Source organism: Marinobacter sp. DSM 26671 (assembly GCF_900112835.1).
In the GTDB taxonomy this organism is placed as follows: domain Bacteria; phylum Pseudomonadota; class Gammaproteobacteria; order Pseudomonadales; family Oleiphilaceae; genus Marinobacter; species Marinobacter flavimaris.
The window spans coordinates 84,905-101,061 of the sequence record NZ_FONF01000010.1 but is presented as its reverse complement, the minus strand read 5'-3'; the positions used below and the strand labels follow the sequence as shown (position 1 = coordinate 101,061).

Here is a 16,157-nt window from a genome sequence, read left to right as displayed (position 1 = left end):
GGACTTTGCCGGCGACGTATTAGATCAGTAGCGGGAAGTGAAGCCACTAGGCACTTCCCGAAACCTGTTAACTGCATCACAAAAACCCGCAAAGGCCGCCGTGTAGCGGTTTAACAGGGTTTTACATTAATGCGCCGTAACAGACCATGAGTGCCGGAGCAGGTAACATGAAAACGAGCTATTCATTGGACCGTGAGCGCCTGGTTATGAAAAAAACGGACTGGCCCATCCGCTGGGATCTGCTGCTTCGCTATCGACTTATCGAAACGATTGCCCTGTGGGAAGGTCGTCTGACTACCAACCACATCTGCCACAGTTTCGGGATCGGTCGTCAGCAGGCGTCCAAGGATATCAACACCTATCTGCGCGAACTGGCGCCGGGCAATCTGGTTTACGACCGTCACCTGAAAGGTTATGTCCCGGCCGATAGATTTCGCCCGGTGGTCACCCGAGGCGTGGTCAATGAATATCTGGACCTGCTTGCCCGCCAGCAAAACCTGAGCACCACGTTTGAATCCCTGAACATTGGCCTGCCGGACAGCACCGTGGTCCAGGGTCCGAATCGCGTCATCGCGCCCGAAACCATGCGTGCGGTGGTGACGGCAACACGACAGGGAAGACAGCTGCGGGCCAGCTATGCCTCCCTGAGCCGACCGGAAGCGGTGGAAAGCATACTTGAGCCGCATACTCTGGTTTGTGCCGGCGACAGCTGGCATTTGCGGGCATGGTGCGACTCAAACCGGGAATTCCGGGATTTCGCCCTGAGCCGATTCCGGACCTCGCCGGAGGCCCTCCGGCAGCGCGCCAGACACACCCGGGACCAGGACGAGCACTGGAACCGGCAGGTTACCCTGGTGGTCACCCCGGATCAGCGCCTGACCCAAGCCCAGCAAGAGATCATTGCCCGTGACTACGGCATGGAACATGGTCGTCTGGAAGTTGCTACCCGTGCCGCGCTTGCCCCCTACGTGCTGTCACGGCTCGGTATTACCTTCGACAATCAGCACCCGGATCCTCTGGTGCAACAGCTTGAGTTGGCCAATCCCGACCAGTTGGGGTTTGGCAGCAAACGCGAACAGGCCCTCAAAGCCGTTGCCGGCCTCAGCTAAACTGCCAGTGTGAGCTCTGGGACCTGGCGGTATGTCTTTCTCGGCGTTCTTATTCTGTCGTTTCTGCCCGCAGCAGGGAGGGCAGAATCGGTCTGCGGTGATCCCGCAACGCCGATTTCCCGGGTCCAGGGCACTGGACCGGCCTCACCCATGGCAGGAGCTACCGTCACCGTCGAGGGCATCCTGACCCAGGATTCCCGCGCAAAGGGCGGCTTTGGTGGTTTTTACCTGCAGCAGGCCGACCATCAGACCGACGGGAATCCTGCCACTTCCGAAGCGCTGTTTATTTACACCGATCGTGAAATCGCCGATGTCGGAATGCGACTGCGGGTAACCGGAAAGGTGAAGGAATACCACGGGCTGACCGAACTGGTGTCGGTTCGGAGCATCCGGACGTGCGGGCGTGAGCCGCTTCCAGCGCCCATTGCCATCACCCTGCCCTGGACCGTCGATCCGGAACATCTGGAGAACATGAGAGTTACCTTTCGCCAGCCCCTGACGGTGGTGGACAACTACAACCTGGCTCGCTACGGCGAGCTTGGGCTGGCGGCCTCAGACCAGGTCCAGCCTACGGAATACCTGCCCCCCGGCAAAGAAGCACACCGGGCATTCACCCGGAACGGGGCAAACCGCGTTCTGCTTGATGACAACCGGTCCAGGAGAGACCCCCGCCCGGTACCCTGGCCCCCGGGCGGCCTGTCTTCGGCAACCGTAAGGGCCGGGGATCAGATTAAAGGGCTCATCGGTGTGCTGGATTTCCGCTTCGATGCCTGGCGGCTCCAGCCCTCTCAGGAGCCGGCTTTCCTCGCCACCAATCCCAGAGAAACCGCACCCGGGCAGCGGCATGAGGCTTCGGTGCGGATCATGGCTCTGAACCTTGGTAATTTCTTTAACGGGGATGGCCGGGGCGGCGAGTTTCCAACGAGTCGCGGGGCCGGGACACCGGCGGAATTCCGGCGCCAGCAACAACAACTGGTGAACACACTTCTGGCCCCCGATCCGGACATTCTTGCGCTGACCGAACTTGAGAACGACGGCTATGGACCGGCAAGTTCCATAGCCGAACTTGCAGAGGCCCTGGGCGGCACCTGGCGGTTCGTCAGCACGCCCGGCCAGGACGGCGATGACGAGATCCGGACCGGCCTGCTCTACCGCAGCGACCGGATTAGCGCCGTTGGCTCGCCAGAACGGCTTGCCAAAGGGCCATTTGAATCGGGAGGCCGGCCTCCCCTGGCTCAGGATTTCGGCCGAACGGACGGTGATGCTACCGTTCGGGTCATTGTTCCTCACCTGAAATCGAAATCCTGTCGGGGCGCCCGTGGCGATAATCAGGACCAGGCCGATGGCCAGGGCTGCTACGCGAGCCGGCGGACCAACGAAGCGAAAACACTTGCGGCCTGGTCCGGCAGCGATACCCGCAGGCACTATTCGGTCGGCACCCTGATAATCGGTGACCTCAACAGCTATGCCCGCGAACATCCCATCGCGGTGCTGGAGCAGGCAGGGTTTACCAGCATGGTGCACCATTTCTATCCCTGTACCGAAAAGACCTGTGGTCACTACACCTACCGTTACCGTGGTCAGAAGGGCTCGCTGGATTTCGCACTCGCCTCCGAGACCTTAAAACCAAGGGTCATGGGCGCCTGGAGCTGGCTGGTGAACGCCGATGAGCCCCGGGTACTCGACTACCGGAGCGATCACCCGGCATCCGGCCGGGGACCCTGGCGATCCAGCGACCATAATCCGGTGATTGTCGACCTGAAGCTCTGACTTTCGACGCCCCGTCACGGGCAATCTGTTGCCCATTCGCCGACGTCCACGGGCACTGTGGCCAAGGCTCCGGATTCTGGTCCCGGTAGACTGGTGGTCAGACCCAAAACCGGTGATCGCTGACAACCATGAGAATTCCTGCCCCCAACTTCTGGCCCGCTGCCCGCACGGGACAACGATTTCTTCTCCAGGCCCGCCGCCGTGAAACCATGGTCGATGGCCACAAGATGGTTTTCCTGGAACGGGGATCACCAGGTGTCGGCCGCCCGACGATCGTCCTGATTCATGGCTTTGCCGCCATGAAGGAAAACTGGGGGCTGTGGCTGCAAAGACTGCCAAGACACTGGCATCTTCTGGCGCCGGATCTGCCGGGATTCGGGGAGAGTGATTACCGGCCGGAGGCCTGCTACCGCTACGAAACCCAGGCCCGTCGACTGGCTCAGTGGCTTGCCGGCGTTAACACCGACAACATCCATCTGGCCGGCAGCTCCATGGGTGGCGCGATTGCCGCAATACTGGCCCACACACTGGATCCGGCGCCCCGCTCGGTGACGTTGCTCAACAGCGCCGGCATCCCCGAACATGAAGAGGTAGACATTCACGCCCCCCTGAAGCCTGACCGGGATGGCATCCTGATTCCACGGGACTGGAAAGGCGTCTACCGCATGTTCAACAGTGTTGGCACCGGCAAGCCCACGGTCTCCGGACTTGCCATGGCCGGCCTTCTCGGACCAGACCTCCTGGGCCGTACCGAGGCCCTCCGGCATATCTTCAGTGACATGGTGGCAGACGCGCTGGCACCGGCCCGCTACCTGGGCCCCGAGACACCGCCACTGCAGGTTCAGTGGGGCGACCGTGACGTGATTACCCCGACCCGCTGCGTCGACTGGTTCAGCTCGGCCACGCCTCAGGCAGAAATCCACATGTTCCGGGGTGTCGGGCATCTTCCGATGCTGGAAACGCCCGGGCGATCTGCCGCAGCCCTGGAACACTTCGTCCGCCGTCATGGCCAGTGATCGATCCGGATACTTCCTGCCAATCGGCCGATGATTGGCCTTTCAGGCCATTTATTCCGTCACCGAAGTCATGGGGCAACGAGCCGCGAGGCGCCATAATCGTCGAAACCAAGCGTTCTGCGACATAACAAGAACAGAATCAGACGAGGAAATCCCATGCGCGCCTCCGTTTCAACGGCACAGGACCTGGGCATGCCGGCCATCTACCTGCATCTTCTGGCCGAACTGCTGAACACCATCGGTGTTGACGAACAGGACCTCCTCCTCCGGGTCGGTCTTGACCCCGTCCGCCTGCAATCCACCGATCGGCGGGTGAGCCAGACCCAGGCCAGCGAATTCGTCACCCGGGCCATTATCGAGAGCGGCGAACCGGGACTCGGTATCATGCTCGCCAGGGAGCTGAAGCTGCCCCTGCACGGCGCCCTGGGTACGGCCGTCATGAGCAGCCGTACCCTGGGCGATGCCATGGAGCTGATGACCCGATACCTGACGCTAAGGGTTCCTCACCTTCGGGTCTGCAAACGGGAGACCGGCAACCTGGCCTGGTACGTTGTGAATTGTGATATCGACCTGGGGCCTCTGCACGGCTTTATCATGGATGCCATGCTGTTTGGTTGCGTTTCCATGGGGGCACAGTTGACGGGCTCGGTCATTGACGGTTTGCGGATTGTTCGCCGGGGAACGGAGCCGGCCTATTTCCAGCGTTTCCGCTCACAGATCCCGGTGCCGGTGGAATTCGGCGCCACGGAGAACGCCCTGGTGATTCCGGTTGGCCGTCTGAGCCTGCCCGTGCGCTTCACCGATGATCAACTGGCGGCCTCGTCCAAAGCCCAGTGCGAGGAGGCGCTGCGGCAGCTGACCGAAGACGCCGGATTTGCCTGTCGCGTCCGACGGGTGATCGAGACCAGCCACCCCTTCCCGCCAAAACTGGCCAGGGTAGCGGCCACCCTGTTTGTGTCCGAGAGAACGCTCAAGCGGCGGCTGCAGGAAGAAGACGCCAGTTTCCAGCAGCTGGTAGATCAGGTCCGCCTGGAACGGGCACAGGATCTGCTCCGCAGTACCACCATGAATCTGAGCCAGATTGCGGATGCCCTCGGTTACGCCGACGCGGCGAATTTCACCCGGGCTTTCAAGCGCTGGACCGGCAGCAGCCCCAGCCATTACCGAATTTCGCCGCCCGGCCCCGGGCTGATTAACGCCAGGCGGGCACTGGCCACGGGGTAATCAGTCGATGCCGATGATCTTGTGCATTTGCAGGGTCAGGCGCCACTGCGGATGCGCGAGACAATAATCGGTGGCGCGTCGGGTATTGCTTTGTTTGATCTCATCCACGGCCGTTTCCGGTATCGAGGGAGAGGCCATCGGCGACAGGAAATAATGGCTTGCGCGAATGCCCAGGAATCGCTCCGGCATCGCCAGGGGCTGTGGATAGACCAGCTTCAGCTCGTCACAGGCCTCAAGCACCACCGGGGCATCGGCTTTCGGACTGACGCAGAGCCAGTCGATGCCTTCGGGCGCGGGCAGGGTACCGTTGGTCTCTACCCCTACCTCGAACCCTTCCCGGTGCAGAGCCTCGATCAGGGGAGCATCCAGCTGCAGCAGGGGCTCGCCACCGGTGCAGACCACGTAGGGCTTGCCGGGTGCCTCCGGCCAAAGATTGCGTATGTGACGGGCCAGTTCCTCCGGGGTTTCAAAGCGACCGCCATTCTGGCCATCAGTACCGACAAAATCGGTATCACAGAAATTGCACACGGCAGTGGCGCGGTCCTTCTCGCGACCGGTCCAGAGGTTGCACTTGCTGAAACGACAGAACACGGCAGCACGCCCGGCCTGGGCACCTTCACCCTGCAAAGTGTAGAAGGCTTCCTTGACCCGATACATCAGCTTGCCGCCTCGTAGTCCAGGGGATCTTTGACACCATTGGCAGCGAAGGCTTCCAGTCGTTCAACACAGGAGCCACAGCGTCCACAAGCCCGCTCCCGGCCGTTGTAGCAGGTCCAGGTCTGTGCATAGTCCAGTCCCAGGCGCAGGCCTTCAGCCAGGATCTGACCCTTGTCCATGGTCATGAAAGGCGCCTCAATGCCGACCGGCTCGTAGTTGGCCACGCGGCAGACCGCGTCCATTTTATCCACAAACTCCGGGCGACAGTCCGGGTAGATAGCGTGGTCGCCACCATGAGCTCCGTACCAGACGGCGCCAGCACCTGCGGTCACGGCGTAACCGGTCGCCAGGGACAGGAGAATCATGTTTCGGTTAGGCACCACGGTCGCTTTCATGCTGTCTTCTTCATAGTGGCCTTCCGGCACATCGATATCCGAGGTCAGCGATGAGCCGGCCATCACCTCACTCATGGCGCGGATATCGATCACCTTGTGGGGTACACCCAGCGCTTCACAGACCGAACGCGCGCACTCAAGCTCCCGGACATGGCGCTGCCCGTAGTTGAAGGACAGGGCATGAACCTGGTAGCCGCGCTCCCGGGCCAGATGCAGCAGGGTGTAGGAGTCCATGCCTCCGGAATAGATAACGACTACGGTGTCTGTCATTCGGGCTCCCCGTATGGTGCGGTTCGGATTTGGCTGGTTTACTGTCGCGCCCGAGGCCTGTTGCTGTCATCGGGCTTTTACAATGAATGGACATATTGTAACAGTGCAGGAACAGGTTGGGTTCGCGTCTCGCTTGCGGGGCGGGTAAACTCAGCGAAAAACAACTCATCAGCTACACTGACTCCATGACCACTATCCAGCCGGCATTCATCGATTTCGAGGCATCAAGCCTTGATCTGATCGCGAGCTACCCCATTGAGGTGGGAATCTGCATGCCGGATGGCACTCTCCACAGCTGGCTGATCAGCCCCCACGTGCTGTGGCAGGACTGGTCACAAAGCGCTGAGCAGATTCACGGCATTTCCCGCGAGACCCTGGAAGCGGATGGTATTGCGGTGAGCGAAGTCGCCAGTGCCCTCAACGAACTGCTGCCGGAACAGGTGTTTTGCGATGCCTGGACCTTCGACAGTTTCTGGCTGCACCGTTTGTTCAAGGCCGCCCGCATGACGCCAACGTTTCAGCTTGAATCCATTTCAGCGCTGTTGGACACGAGGCAGGTGCGCGAATGGTCAGCACTTCGCCAACAGGTGATTACAGAGCTTGGCCTGCCTGTGCATCGGGCCGCAAACGATGCCCTGATTCTCCACAAGACCTGGGAACGGATTGCGCCGAATCAGGACGAACTGGCGCCGTTAACGGGTCAAACCCGGCAGGCCTGACGCATTCCCGGTTGATCAGTGCCTGGCGTGACGGACACGCAGTGCGATGACCTCGAGACCATCCCGAAGGGTATTCAGCGTCCAGTAGGTCACCAGGGCCATGAGCGCGGCTCCGGTCACGGTAAACACCAGATTCTCACCCACGACCTGCTCCTGCGCGACCAGCAGGTAAAGACCAAGTGCAATAATCAGGGCGAGTTCAATCAATGCGTGGGAACGGAACTTTTTACTGGCAGATCCGGCTTCGTCGGACATTTTGCTAGGTTTCAACCTCTGTCTGTTGATGGCGATTAATCGACTATTAGTGTGCGAATTATCGCCGGGACAGGCCGCAAAATCTGTAAGAAGTAATGGCTACGAAGATTCCACTACCCAAAAAAAACGCAGCCATAGAGGCTGCGTAGAAAGGAGAGATCCATCGACTGCCTGGCGCGGCAGGCAGTCGGGATTGCACAACGTAAAACACGTGACGGAAAGAATTATGCCAAGCGCCCCTGGAGGCCGTCTGTAGGGGTTTGCCGAAGAAGCCGGGCTATTGCAAACGGCCCATTAGCCTATACACTGGTAGTCGAACCGAAACATAAGAGCCGGTATGACCAGAATGATTCCACAGTTCAGCGCTTACACAGCAGCAGGTTGCCATGCAGGGCAGTCTGTCCGCGCGATGGTGAAAGACATCTAACGGCTTTCGGTCAGTCCCGGGAGCCTATGTAGCGACCGGGTCAGCTTCTCCGCGAAACCCCGGTCGCTTCAGGCACCGGGGTTTTGTTTTTGCAGCCGCAAAACGACAAGGAGAACATCATGAAAAGACATCCGACAACTCGCGCAGCAAACCAGCCCATGAACAATCGCCAGGGCCCGATCAAGCGTCCGGAGAAGCTGCCGCTGCTGGATGCCATCTGCAAAAAACTTAATCAGCGCGTCAATCTGGATGACGAACAGCGGGTGCTGGGAGTGTATGAGCGGGGCTGGATCTTCAAGGGCGTCCTGGGCAATATGAACGACGCCGAGGCAAGGTACGTCAGAGCATTGGCGACCCGTTACAATTCCTGGATTGCCCGGCAGGTCGCCTGATTCAGAAGCCGCGTGTCTGAACCGGTCAGTGGCGCCGGTTCAGACCCTGCATCATCGCCATATCGCCGCCGTGAACCATGGCGTAATTGTTGACCACATCGTGTATTTTTTCCTGGGAATAAGGCTTGACCACGTAGCCGTTAGCGCCGGCACTGATCGCACGCTGAATACTCTCGATCGAATCGTCCGCCGTCACCAGCACAATGTGCTGTTCCTCACGGGCGTCCTTGAATTCCAGCATCAGTTCGTGCCCATCGCCGTCCGGCAACCCCAGATCCAGCAGGATGATGTGAAATTCCCCGGCTTTGAAAGCCGTCCTGGCGGAAGCTGCGTCAATACACTCGATCACTTTGGTTGCGCCAGCGTTGTAGAGCATATCCACGAGCCGCTCTCGCATCACAGGCTCATCTTCCACTACCAGCACTTTCAGATCCGTCATGTGGGTTGCTCCTCTCAAACTGTCGGGTCGTTGCCTGTGCGCCGTGGCAGGTCCAGCGGCGCTGGTCGGGGCTCGCTCATGTCACTGTAGTCAGAGCGTGACGAGGTCTCCGGATTGGCCGTCGTCCCGTCCTCCATGCCAAACCTTGTCAGTATATTGCTGATGCTCACAGCGGTTGTGTAGAGGGATATCGCAATAATCAGAAGGATCGGCTGAACAAAGGTTACAAAACCGGGTACATCCGCGCTTCCCAGTATACTCAGGATCAGAATGATTGCCGGCCCCAGCACCACGAAAAGCGTCAGGGCGATGAAGAAAACAATGCGCTCCTTGTAGCGCCCGAGCTCCCGGTTGGTCACGAGACCGAGCACGAACTTGCCGATAGCCAGACCGGCAAGGATAGCGGCGGCGATGCTCAGGTCCGGTCGCAGCAGGGTTTCGTAAAGCCGGCCTTCCCACAACCGTTGCATACCGATAATCAGAAAGGGAAACAACACAAACAGGATGTCGGCATAGGTACCATACATCATGCTCAGGGAATGGTGTTCTCGGCGTTCCGGCAGCTCACTCATCGGGTTCTTCCTGTTGGTCATACTCACACACGTCAGCCTGGCGTTTTCGCAGCGGCGAGGGCACGGTCTATCATTTCACCGAGTTCCTTCAGTTCGCTGCGAACACGTTCCCAGTCCGGCTCAGTGACTTTCAGCAGCTCTTCCAGTATACCCGCCTGTCGGGTCATCAGCGGATAGCCCATGGCACCCGCCGTGCCCTTGATCTGGTGGGCTTCGGTTTTCATTGCTTCACGATCTGCGTCCGCCAGCGCGGCATCCATTCGGGTCCGCCGCGCGGCAAGCCCATCAAGAAACTGTGCCACCAGGTGGGCAATTTCAGCGTCTTCGCCGGTATCCGCGGCGAAAACGGGGCCCGTGCCCAGCAGCCGATCCAGCAGGGCCGTCAGGTGGGACTGATCAATGGGCTTGTTCAGCACGCCGTCACAACCGGCCTCAAGCAATGCATCGGTTTCCTGCTGATCGCCGGCTGTAAAGGCAATCACCGGCCGGCGGAACCCGGCCTGGCGCAGCAACCTGGTGGCATCAACACCATCCATTCCCGGCATGTGACGGTCCATCAGCACCAGATGAACCGTATCGGACAATGCAGTCCGAACCGCGTCCTCGCCGCCGGTCACTGCCACGACGTCCAGACCTTCCCGGCGCAGCATACGCTCTACCAGCTGCCGGTTTTCGGTGTTGTCTTCGGCAACCAGCACCTTGCCCTGATAGCGTGAGGTTCGTTCATTAGCGGAGGCCGGCGTCACCGAAAGGTATCGTCCCAGTGTTTCATAGAAGCGCTGCTTGTCGATGGGCTTCGCCAGGTGTTCATTGCAGCCGGCCAGGCGATAATCGGCAATGTCCTCGGACATCACATTGGCGGTGAGCGCGATGACCGGCGTATTCACCCCGGCTTCGCGAAGTGCCGCCGTGGCGTCACGGCCGTTCATCACCGGCATCTGTATGTCCATCAGGATCAGATCAAAGGGTTCGCGAATCGCCATTTCCAGGGCTTCCGCTCCGTTGCTCACATGGACAAGCTCGGCTCCGGTTCGAGACACCAACAGGGAAACAAGCCGCCGGTTCACCTCGTTGTCCTCGGCACACAGGATACGCCCTGACAATCGCGGCGCGACAACCATGGGGATGGTCCGGCGGCGCTGGCTCAGCTCCGAGGCGTCGCGCAGGAAATGCACCTCATCCAGTGGCCCGGTCCGGATCGAAAGCTCAAACTCGCTGCCCTCGCCATAGGTGCTGTTCACCCGGATACTGCCGCCAAGCATTTCCGCCAGACGCCGGGAAATGCTGAGCCCGAGGCCGGTGCCACCATATTGCCTGGAAATGGCGGCGCTGCCCTGGGCAAAGGGATCGAACAGCCGCCCCAATTGCTCCGGCTTCATGCCAATGCCGGTATCCACGACCCGGGCCACGAGCAATTCCTGATCGCGATCACAACGGACCACCAGGGAAATGGACCCCTTATCGGTAAATTTAAGGGCATTACCACACAGGTTGATAATGATCTGGCGCAGTCGGGTGGGGTCAGTGCGCACCTGCTCCGGCAACGGGTATTCGCAGATGATGCTGAAATCCAGTCCTTTTTCCCGGGCTCTTGGCGCGAAGAAGGCGCGAATCTCGTCAAGAAGTTCCGGCAGATTGACCGATACGATGTCCACATCCAGTTTGTTGGCGTCGATTTTCGAGTGGTCGAGGATGTCGTTGACCAGGTCCAGCAGATGTCGGCCGCTGCGCACCACCGTCTCGGCACTGCTTCTTTTCTCCGGTTCACTGAGATCCGGATCAAGCAGCGTTTCTCCGTAACCGATGATGGCTGCCAGCGGTGTGCGGATCTCATGGCTCATATTGGCCAGGAACTGGCTTTTCGCCTCCGCGGAATTGCGGGCAAGCTCCTTCTCGAGACGCTCCTGCTCGCGCTCCCTCTCGATCCTCAAGCGATTGTGACTTTCGGTGGCGTCGATGCAGGTGCCTTCCAGATGGGTCGGCTCACCCTCGGTGTCATACACCGTATGCAGTGAGATGGTCGCCCAGCGCTCGTCACCGTCCCGGGTAAGGTATCGGGCCTCAATGCCCTTGACCGTGCCCCGGGCCTCCAGCTGCTCGATCACCAGCCGCCGCAACCGCTCGTCGGCGATGCAGGTTTCCAGTACGTCCGGGTTCCGCTTGAGCAACTCGCGGCTGCTGTTATAGCCCAGCAGGCGCGCCATGGCGGGATTGGCCGTGACAAATCGCCGGTCCGGCGACATCTGGAACACGCCCTCGATGGCGTTATCGAACAGCGACTGGTAACGCTGAAGGTTCGACAACGCCCGCTGGCTCCAGCCCAGGGCCTCGCCCTGGACCTGCTTGATCCTGTCTGCGAGGGCAAAAGAAAACAGGATAATCTGCGCGGTCAGACCAAACTGGGGTGAGTAAGCGGTGAAGGTGTTCAATGGCAGTATGCCCATCACCGTCAGGGCATAGATACCGAAGCCCACCAGCGCCAGTGTCCAGGCGAAAAAATAGGAACGGGCCGCCGGATTGTAATAGCGCCAGGACAGGTAACTGACCACGATCAAAATCAGGCTCAGCAGAATGGAGCCAACCACAATCCATTCCATGGCCACGTGGTAGGGCAGGAACAGCGACAGCACGAAAGTGGCAACCACCGAATACAGGCACAGGCGGATGACCTGATCAAGATCGGCCGACCGTTCCCGGGTTTCAAGCAGCGACCTTGCCATCAGCAGGCCCCAGAACCAGGTCAGAATGATCTGGAAGTGCAGGAACTGCTTGTCGAACAGAGCGGGCCGGCTGTCGAGAAGCTGGATACCGTGAACCTGTTCGGTGAAGATAAAGATGGCCGCAAAGACCAGGTAGAGCACGTAATAGATGTTGCTCCGCTCGCGAACCGAGACCGCGACGAACAGGTTGTAGGCAAGAATGGCCAGCACCGAACCAAGCAGGATGCCCCGCACCAGCTCATCCACCGAGACTTTTTCGATGTAGCTGTCCGGATGCCAGAGGCTGATCGGCAGACGGAAAGTATTGGTGTTGACCACCCGCAAGTAGACGTGGCTCAGGGAATCCGGTGCCAGTGAAAGGCGGAATGTCGGGTTGGGGACAGCCAGGTCCCGTTCCACCCAGTTGTCCTCATAACCCGCCTGTCGCTGATCGACCAGATCCCCGTCGCGGACCATGAACAGGGTGACTTCATCCACCAGAGGCAGGGCAAGCTCAAGGATCCATCCGTTCTGGTCCGGATTGCCCGCGGAGCGGAGATCCAGGCGCACCCAGTATGCGGATTCCGTGTAGCCGAAGTTCAACACGCCGCCTTCGTGGCGGGTAAAGGCACCCGATTCGAGAGCGCGAACCTCATCGAGGGTCAGTTCCTGCCCCGGGTCCTCGAGATACCAGATGCAGCCACCCAGATCACGGATACTCTCGATACCGCCGTCCAGTACAATCTCGCCATCATGGCAGGGCCCGGCCGCACTGGCCGACGCCGGCATCATGGCCGTGACCAGGAACAGCAGGACCGCTACCAAAGACGTCACCGCTGGAAGCGCCAATTCAAGCCGTTGCCGCAAAATGTGATCTCCGCGAGGGTAGATACCGGTTTTTTGTTTTACTGTCAGTAGCCACGCCGGGGCTATACCGTCCCGGTGACTCACTTTAGCCGTTTACACCGTTTTTCGCATCCCGGGGCCATCTGAAATGAGACATTCCTGCATTTTCGCCGCTGTTTCCATGACCACACTTGTCCTGAGTGGCTGCGGACTTGAGGATACCGGACCTTCCGCGTTCAATCCGGCGACCAATGTGGATCTGACGTTCTCGAGCTTCAACCTGGAAAACACGGAGGTGGCACCGGACAACCTCGGCAATACCCGTTTCTGGGACTTTTACCGGGGCATCCAGCCGGCAGCAGACGATTCCGACGACCTGCAAACCACCGGGGAAATACGCAGCCACATCGAGGTTTTCATCCGCGCCACGCCAACGGACGCCGGCACCAGCTATGACAGCGTGCGCAACCCGCTGGACCTGATGAACCAGGTGCTGGCCTCCGGCGAAGTCACCAATTTCCAGGAAGGCAAACGATACATCAGCCAGAGGATTGCAGATGGTGTCGCAGGCACCTACAACAGCCGGGGCAACGGCGCGCAGATCCGGTTCACAGACCAGTCGGCGGTGATTGCCAATCTGCCGCTGAACGACCAGCTCTGGATCTACCCGACGCTCGACTGGCGTTACCTGCCGGATGGCCCGGAAGGCTCGGACCTCGACAACAAGGTATATCGCACGATCCAGTATGTCAGCCGCAGTGTTGAAGAAGAGGAGCAGGCGGCCCAGCCGGAACTGGTCAGCGTGCTGGCAGGCAGCCGGTTTGATGCCAACAGTTTCATGACACTGGGCTACAGCCCCACCGAGTTTGCAACCGCGGACTACCTGAGTCGGAACCATGGCAGCATTGAACTGCGCCAGGATTTCATTGACGAAAACACCGACACGCTGTTTATAAAGAATGACGAATCCGAGGTGATCACACTCGATCGCTATCCAGGTTATGGCCTGGGAGACAACAGCCCGGACTGCCTGAGAGTCGAGCTGGATTACAACATGGATCTGGTGAGGATTTTTGCCTCGAACGGCGAGCCAGCGCGCATTGACGACCCTGACTCAACCGACGGGCAGGACACCATTCCGAATCCGGCCAATTGCACCTACCAGGAAGATGCCGACGCGATTACCAGCTGGACAACAGTGCCTGTCGCCGGCCGCTAGCCGGCGCCGCCATCCCTGAGGTCCCAGTTCTGCAGGAAGCCTTTCTTGCGGTCGATCATGCGTTCATAGGTGGAGATCATGATGGCCGCGTGGGGTGCTTTGACAAGACGCAGGGTTTCTATTCGGCGCTCCAGCCGTTCAACTTCAGAGCGCACCTGCTGGTGCACATGATTGCGAACGCTGTCGTGATGGTCCAGCTTGACCTCGCGGGAGGCGGGCTGGTTACTGGGGGGTGTGGGCTTGTCCATTCGGCTTCTCGTCCAATGAGTCGTGATAGATCCTTTTCCCATCACGCAAGTCTGCACAACTGTCCGACATAGTGCAATTAAAATGAATAGAGTTTCATTTTTATTTTCAGCTCTGCCGGACCACCTGTCATCCAGACGACAGAACCCCTGCTATAGTTCCCTGTAGAGACGACATTGCCCACCGACAGGAGCTCCCATGACCCAGACATCCGTGGCGGATACCCTCCGTGAATATCTGTCGCTACTGGAACTGCTGGACGATGCCTACTGGGAAGCCAGCAGCATTCACCACAAGGACATGCTGTACGACATCATCAGCATCTTCAGCCAGGAAGTGGCCGAGATAAACAAGCTCAGTATCCAGGACCACCACTACCCCTATGAGGTAATTACAGAAGGCATACGCCGGGTTGTGCCCAAGCTTGAGCGACTTGATGAAAACCGGGAAGACGTCATCCAGCGCACCCAGACCCTGACGGATTTCAGGGACATTCTGTCCTCCGTGCTGGGCATACTCGAAGCCCAGCTCAGGACGCTCTGAACCCTTTGCCTCAGGCGGCGATCAGCGGTCGCCGGTGCTCGGGTATGAGCGGAAAACGATTGCCCACGGTATAGACGAACTTTGCCAGTGCCGGCAGGTGATGACCGACGATCGGGATGCCGGTGTTCAGCAGACTGACCGAAATATCACGGGCCGCATCCGCCCAACACAGCTTGTTGATCAGACCGACGTGACCGAAAGCAAACCGGCTGTTCTGACCCCAGAGGCCCACCGGATTGCCACCCAGCATCATGCCGGCACTGAAGCGCATGGGTATCATCATGGTGCGGTCTATCTGTAGCGAACCGAACTGTTGAATGGCCCGGCGGATTGTGATTTCGCTGCAGATACGACGGCCGTTCCAGAGCCCGCCATTCAGCATCATCTGGAAGAAGCGGCCCATTTCCTCGGCGGTGCCGCACAGATTGCCCGCAGGAATCACCGCTTCCTGGAACCTCGGGTCATTGGTAACCCGCTCGACGGTCCGGATATCGCCACCCAGCGCGCGGTTAACAACCCAGGAAACGGGGAAACGGGGCGTTGGTCCGGTGGCGTAATTGCAGGCCAGCTCATCGAGATGCTCCGGGGCAATGCCATAGGTAAACCATTTCATGCCCATGGGCCGACGCAAATGCTTGTCGAGGTATTTTTCAATGGTGTCGCCCGTGACGCGTTCCAATACCCGCTGCAGGACAAAACCGCCGGTGATGGCGTGATAGGCCACCTTGGCGCCGTCCACTTCCACCGGTCGTGCAGCACAGAGCAGACGCCAGATTTCATCGTTATCCCACAGCACATCAATCGGCGTTTCCCGTGGAATGGCAGGAATGCCCCCGCGGTGAGAAAGAATCTGGTGAACGGTGATGGTCCTTTTCCCGTTAACCCCGAACTCCGGGCAGTAGTAGGAGACGGGATCCATCAGGTTGACCAGGCCCTGTTCCGCCAGCATGTGCATAAGCAATGCCGTCACCGCCTTGGAGGCGGAGAAGTAGCAGATTGGGGTATCAGTCGTCATCGGAACCTTGGCGGCGTCGCGCGGGTCATGGGGGCCATTGCCACTGGCATGGCCAATCGCCCGGTGCAGAACCTGCTCACCCTTGTGGCGGATGGAAATCTGGATACCCGGGTGCACGCCGGTCCGGTAAAGGCTCTGGACGCTGCGCCACAGGGCATCAACCGTTTCCTGACTGACACCGGCAGCTGCCGGATTTTCACCGGCATCATCCCGAAAGGTGACGGATTCGAGATCCTCGGGAATCTGACTGCTATGGAGGGCACGGCGGGCAAGTCGGTTCATCGGCTCAAACCTTTTTCAGTACGATTGTTGTTTTTCTATGTTCAACAGAACCGGCCCGGGCC

16 protein-coding genes are annotated in these 16,157 nt (G+C 59.4%); 8 read left to right on the top strand and 8 right to left on the bottom strand.

Going from position 1 to position 16,157, the window contains the following annotated elements; genetic code table 11:
- Positions 1 to 206: 206 nt before the first annotated feature.
- The 4 genes from BM035_RS12830 (at position 207) to BM035_RS12815 (ending at position 5,119) form a co-directional block, all read left to right on the top strand.
- Positions 207 to 1,109 (top strand): helix-turn-helix transcriptional regulator, encoded by a 903-nt coding sequence (locus tag BM035_RS12830; RefSeq protein ID WP_175497395.1) that lies wholly within the window; start codon positions 207 to 209, stop codon positions 1,107 to 1,109.
- 150 nt (positions 1,110 to 1,259) lie between these two features.
- Positions 1,260 to 2,879 carry an ExeM/NucH family extracellular endonuclease gene (locus tag BM035_RS12825; RefSeq protein ID WP_175497393.1) on the top strand — a complete coding sequence of 540 codons (1,620 nt, stop codon included), beginning with the start codon at positions 1,260 to 1,262 and terminating at the stop codon, positions 2,877 to 2,879.
- A gap of 128 nt (positions 2,880 to 3,007) precedes the next feature.
- Positions 3,008 to 3,895 carry an alpha/beta fold hydrolase gene (locus BM035_RS12820; protein WP_092032252.1) on the top strand — a complete coding sequence of 296 codons (888 nt, stop codon included), beginning with the start codon at positions 3,008 to 3,010 and terminating at the stop codon, positions 3,893 to 3,895.
- Between the two features lie 156 nt (positions 3,896 to 4,051).
- Positions 4,052 to 5,119 carry an AraC family transcriptional regulator gene (locus BM035_RS12815; RefSeq protein WP_092032249.1) on the top strand — a complete coding sequence of 356 codons (1,068 nt, stop codon included), beginning with the start codon at positions 4,052 to 4,054 and terminating at the stop codon, positions 5,117 to 5,119.
- On the opposite strand, the gene queE is transcribed toward BM035_RS12815, so the two are convergent.
- Positions 5,120 to 5,776, bottom strand: a complete 657-nt coding sequence (queE, locus tag BM035_RS12810; RefSeq protein WP_008176809.1) for a 7-carboxy-7-deazaguanine synthase — start codon at positions 5,774 to 5,776, stop codon at positions 5,120 to 5,122.
- Positions 5,776 to 6,441, bottom strand: a complete 666-nt coding sequence (gene queC / locus BM035_RS12805) for a 7-cyano-7-deazaguanine synthase QueC (RefSeq protein WP_008176806.1) — start codon at positions 6,439 to 6,441, stop codon at positions 5,776 to 5,778. The genes queE and queC overlap by 1 nt, the downstream gene beginning before the upstream one ends.
- A 185-nt stretch (positions 6,442 to 6,626) precedes the next feature.
- Between queC and BM035_RS12800 the strand changes: the two genes are divergently transcribed.
- Positions 6,627 to 7,160 carry a 3'-5' exonuclease gene (locus tag BM035_RS12800; RefSeq protein WP_039882176.1) on the top strand — a complete coding sequence of 178 codons (534 nt, stop codon included), beginning with the start codon at positions 6,627 to 6,629 and terminating at the stop codon, positions 7,158 to 7,160.
- Between the two features lie 15 nt (positions 7,161 to 7,175).
- Here BM035_RS12800 and BM035_RS12795 read toward each other — a convergent pair whose 3' ends face one another.
- Positions 7,176 to 7,415, bottom strand: a complete 240-nt coding sequence (locus BM035_RS12795) for a hypothetical protein (RefSeq protein ID WP_008176800.1) — start codon at positions 7,413 to 7,415, stop codon at positions 7,176 to 7,178.
- A 546-nt stretch (positions 7,416 to 7,961) separates the two neighbouring features.
- Here BM035_RS12795 and BM035_RS12790 point away from each other — a divergent pair.
- Positions 7,962 to 8,234, top strand: coding sequence for a hypothetical protein (locus tag BM035_RS12790; RefSeq protein WP_041645887.1), 273 nt, complete (start codon positions 7,962 to 7,964; stop codon positions 8,232 to 8,234).
- A gap of 25 nt (positions 8,235 to 8,259) precedes the next feature.
- Here BM035_RS12790 and BM035_RS12785 read toward each other — a convergent pair whose 3' ends face one another.
- The 3 genes from BM035_RS12785 to BM035_RS12775 are packed head-to-tail and all read right to left on the bottom strand — an operon-like array spanning position 8,260 to position 12,736.
- Entirely contained in the window at positions 8,260 to 8,673 is a 414-nt protein-coding gene (locus tag BM035_RS12785; RefSeq protein WP_008176796.1) for a response regulator, read from the bottom strand.
- Between the two features lie 14 nt (positions 8,674 to 8,687).
- Positions 8,688 to 9,245, bottom strand: coding sequence for a hypothetical protein (locus BM035_RS12780; RefSeq protein ID WP_092032246.1), 558 nt, complete (start codon positions 9,243 to 9,245; stop codon positions 8,688 to 8,690).
- Positions 9,246 to 9,277: 32 nt separating this feature from the next.
- Positions 9,278 to 12,736 carry a response regulator gene (locus BM035_RS12775; protein WP_254775496.1) on the bottom strand — a complete coding sequence of 1,153 codons (3,459 nt, stop codon included), beginning with the start codon at positions 12,734 to 12,736 and terminating at the stop codon, positions 9,278 to 9,280.
- A gap of 202 nt (positions 12,737 to 12,938) precedes the next feature.
- Here BM035_RS12775 and BM035_RS12770 point away from each other — a divergent pair, with 202 nt between their 5' ends.
- Positions 12,939 to 14,009 (top strand): hypothetical protein, encoded by a 1,071-nt coding sequence (locus BM035_RS12770; protein ID WP_008176790.1) that lies wholly within the window; start codon positions 12,939 to 12,941, stop codon positions 14,007 to 14,009.
- Here the strand turns inward: BM035_RS12770 and BM035_RS12765 are convergent.
- Complete coding sequence (locus BM035_RS12765) at positions 14,006 to 14,257, bottom strand: hypothetical protein (RefSeq protein WP_008176788.1); 252 nt, start codon at positions 14,255 to 14,257, stop codon at positions 14,006 to 14,008. The genes BM035_RS12770 and BM035_RS12765 overlap by 4 nt on opposite strands.
- 196 nt (positions 14,258 to 14,453) lie before the next feature.
- On the opposite strand from BM035_RS12765, the gene BM035_RS12760 reads away from it, so the two are divergent.
- Entirely contained in the window at positions 14,454 to 14,798 is a 345-nt protein-coding gene (locus BM035_RS12760) for a hypothetical protein (protein WP_008176786.1), read from the top strand.
- Between the two features lie 10 nt (positions 14,799 to 14,808).
- Here the strand turns inward: BM035_RS12760 and BM035_RS12755 are convergent, their stop codons facing one another.
- Positions 14,809 to 16,095: a serine hydrolase domain-containing protein gene (locus BM035_RS12755; RefSeq protein WP_053113496.1), complete on the bottom strand. Its 1,287-nt coding sequence runs from the start codon at positions 16,093 to 16,095 to the stop codon at positions 14,809 to 14,811.
- Positions 16,096 to 16,157 lie beyond the last annotated feature (62 nt).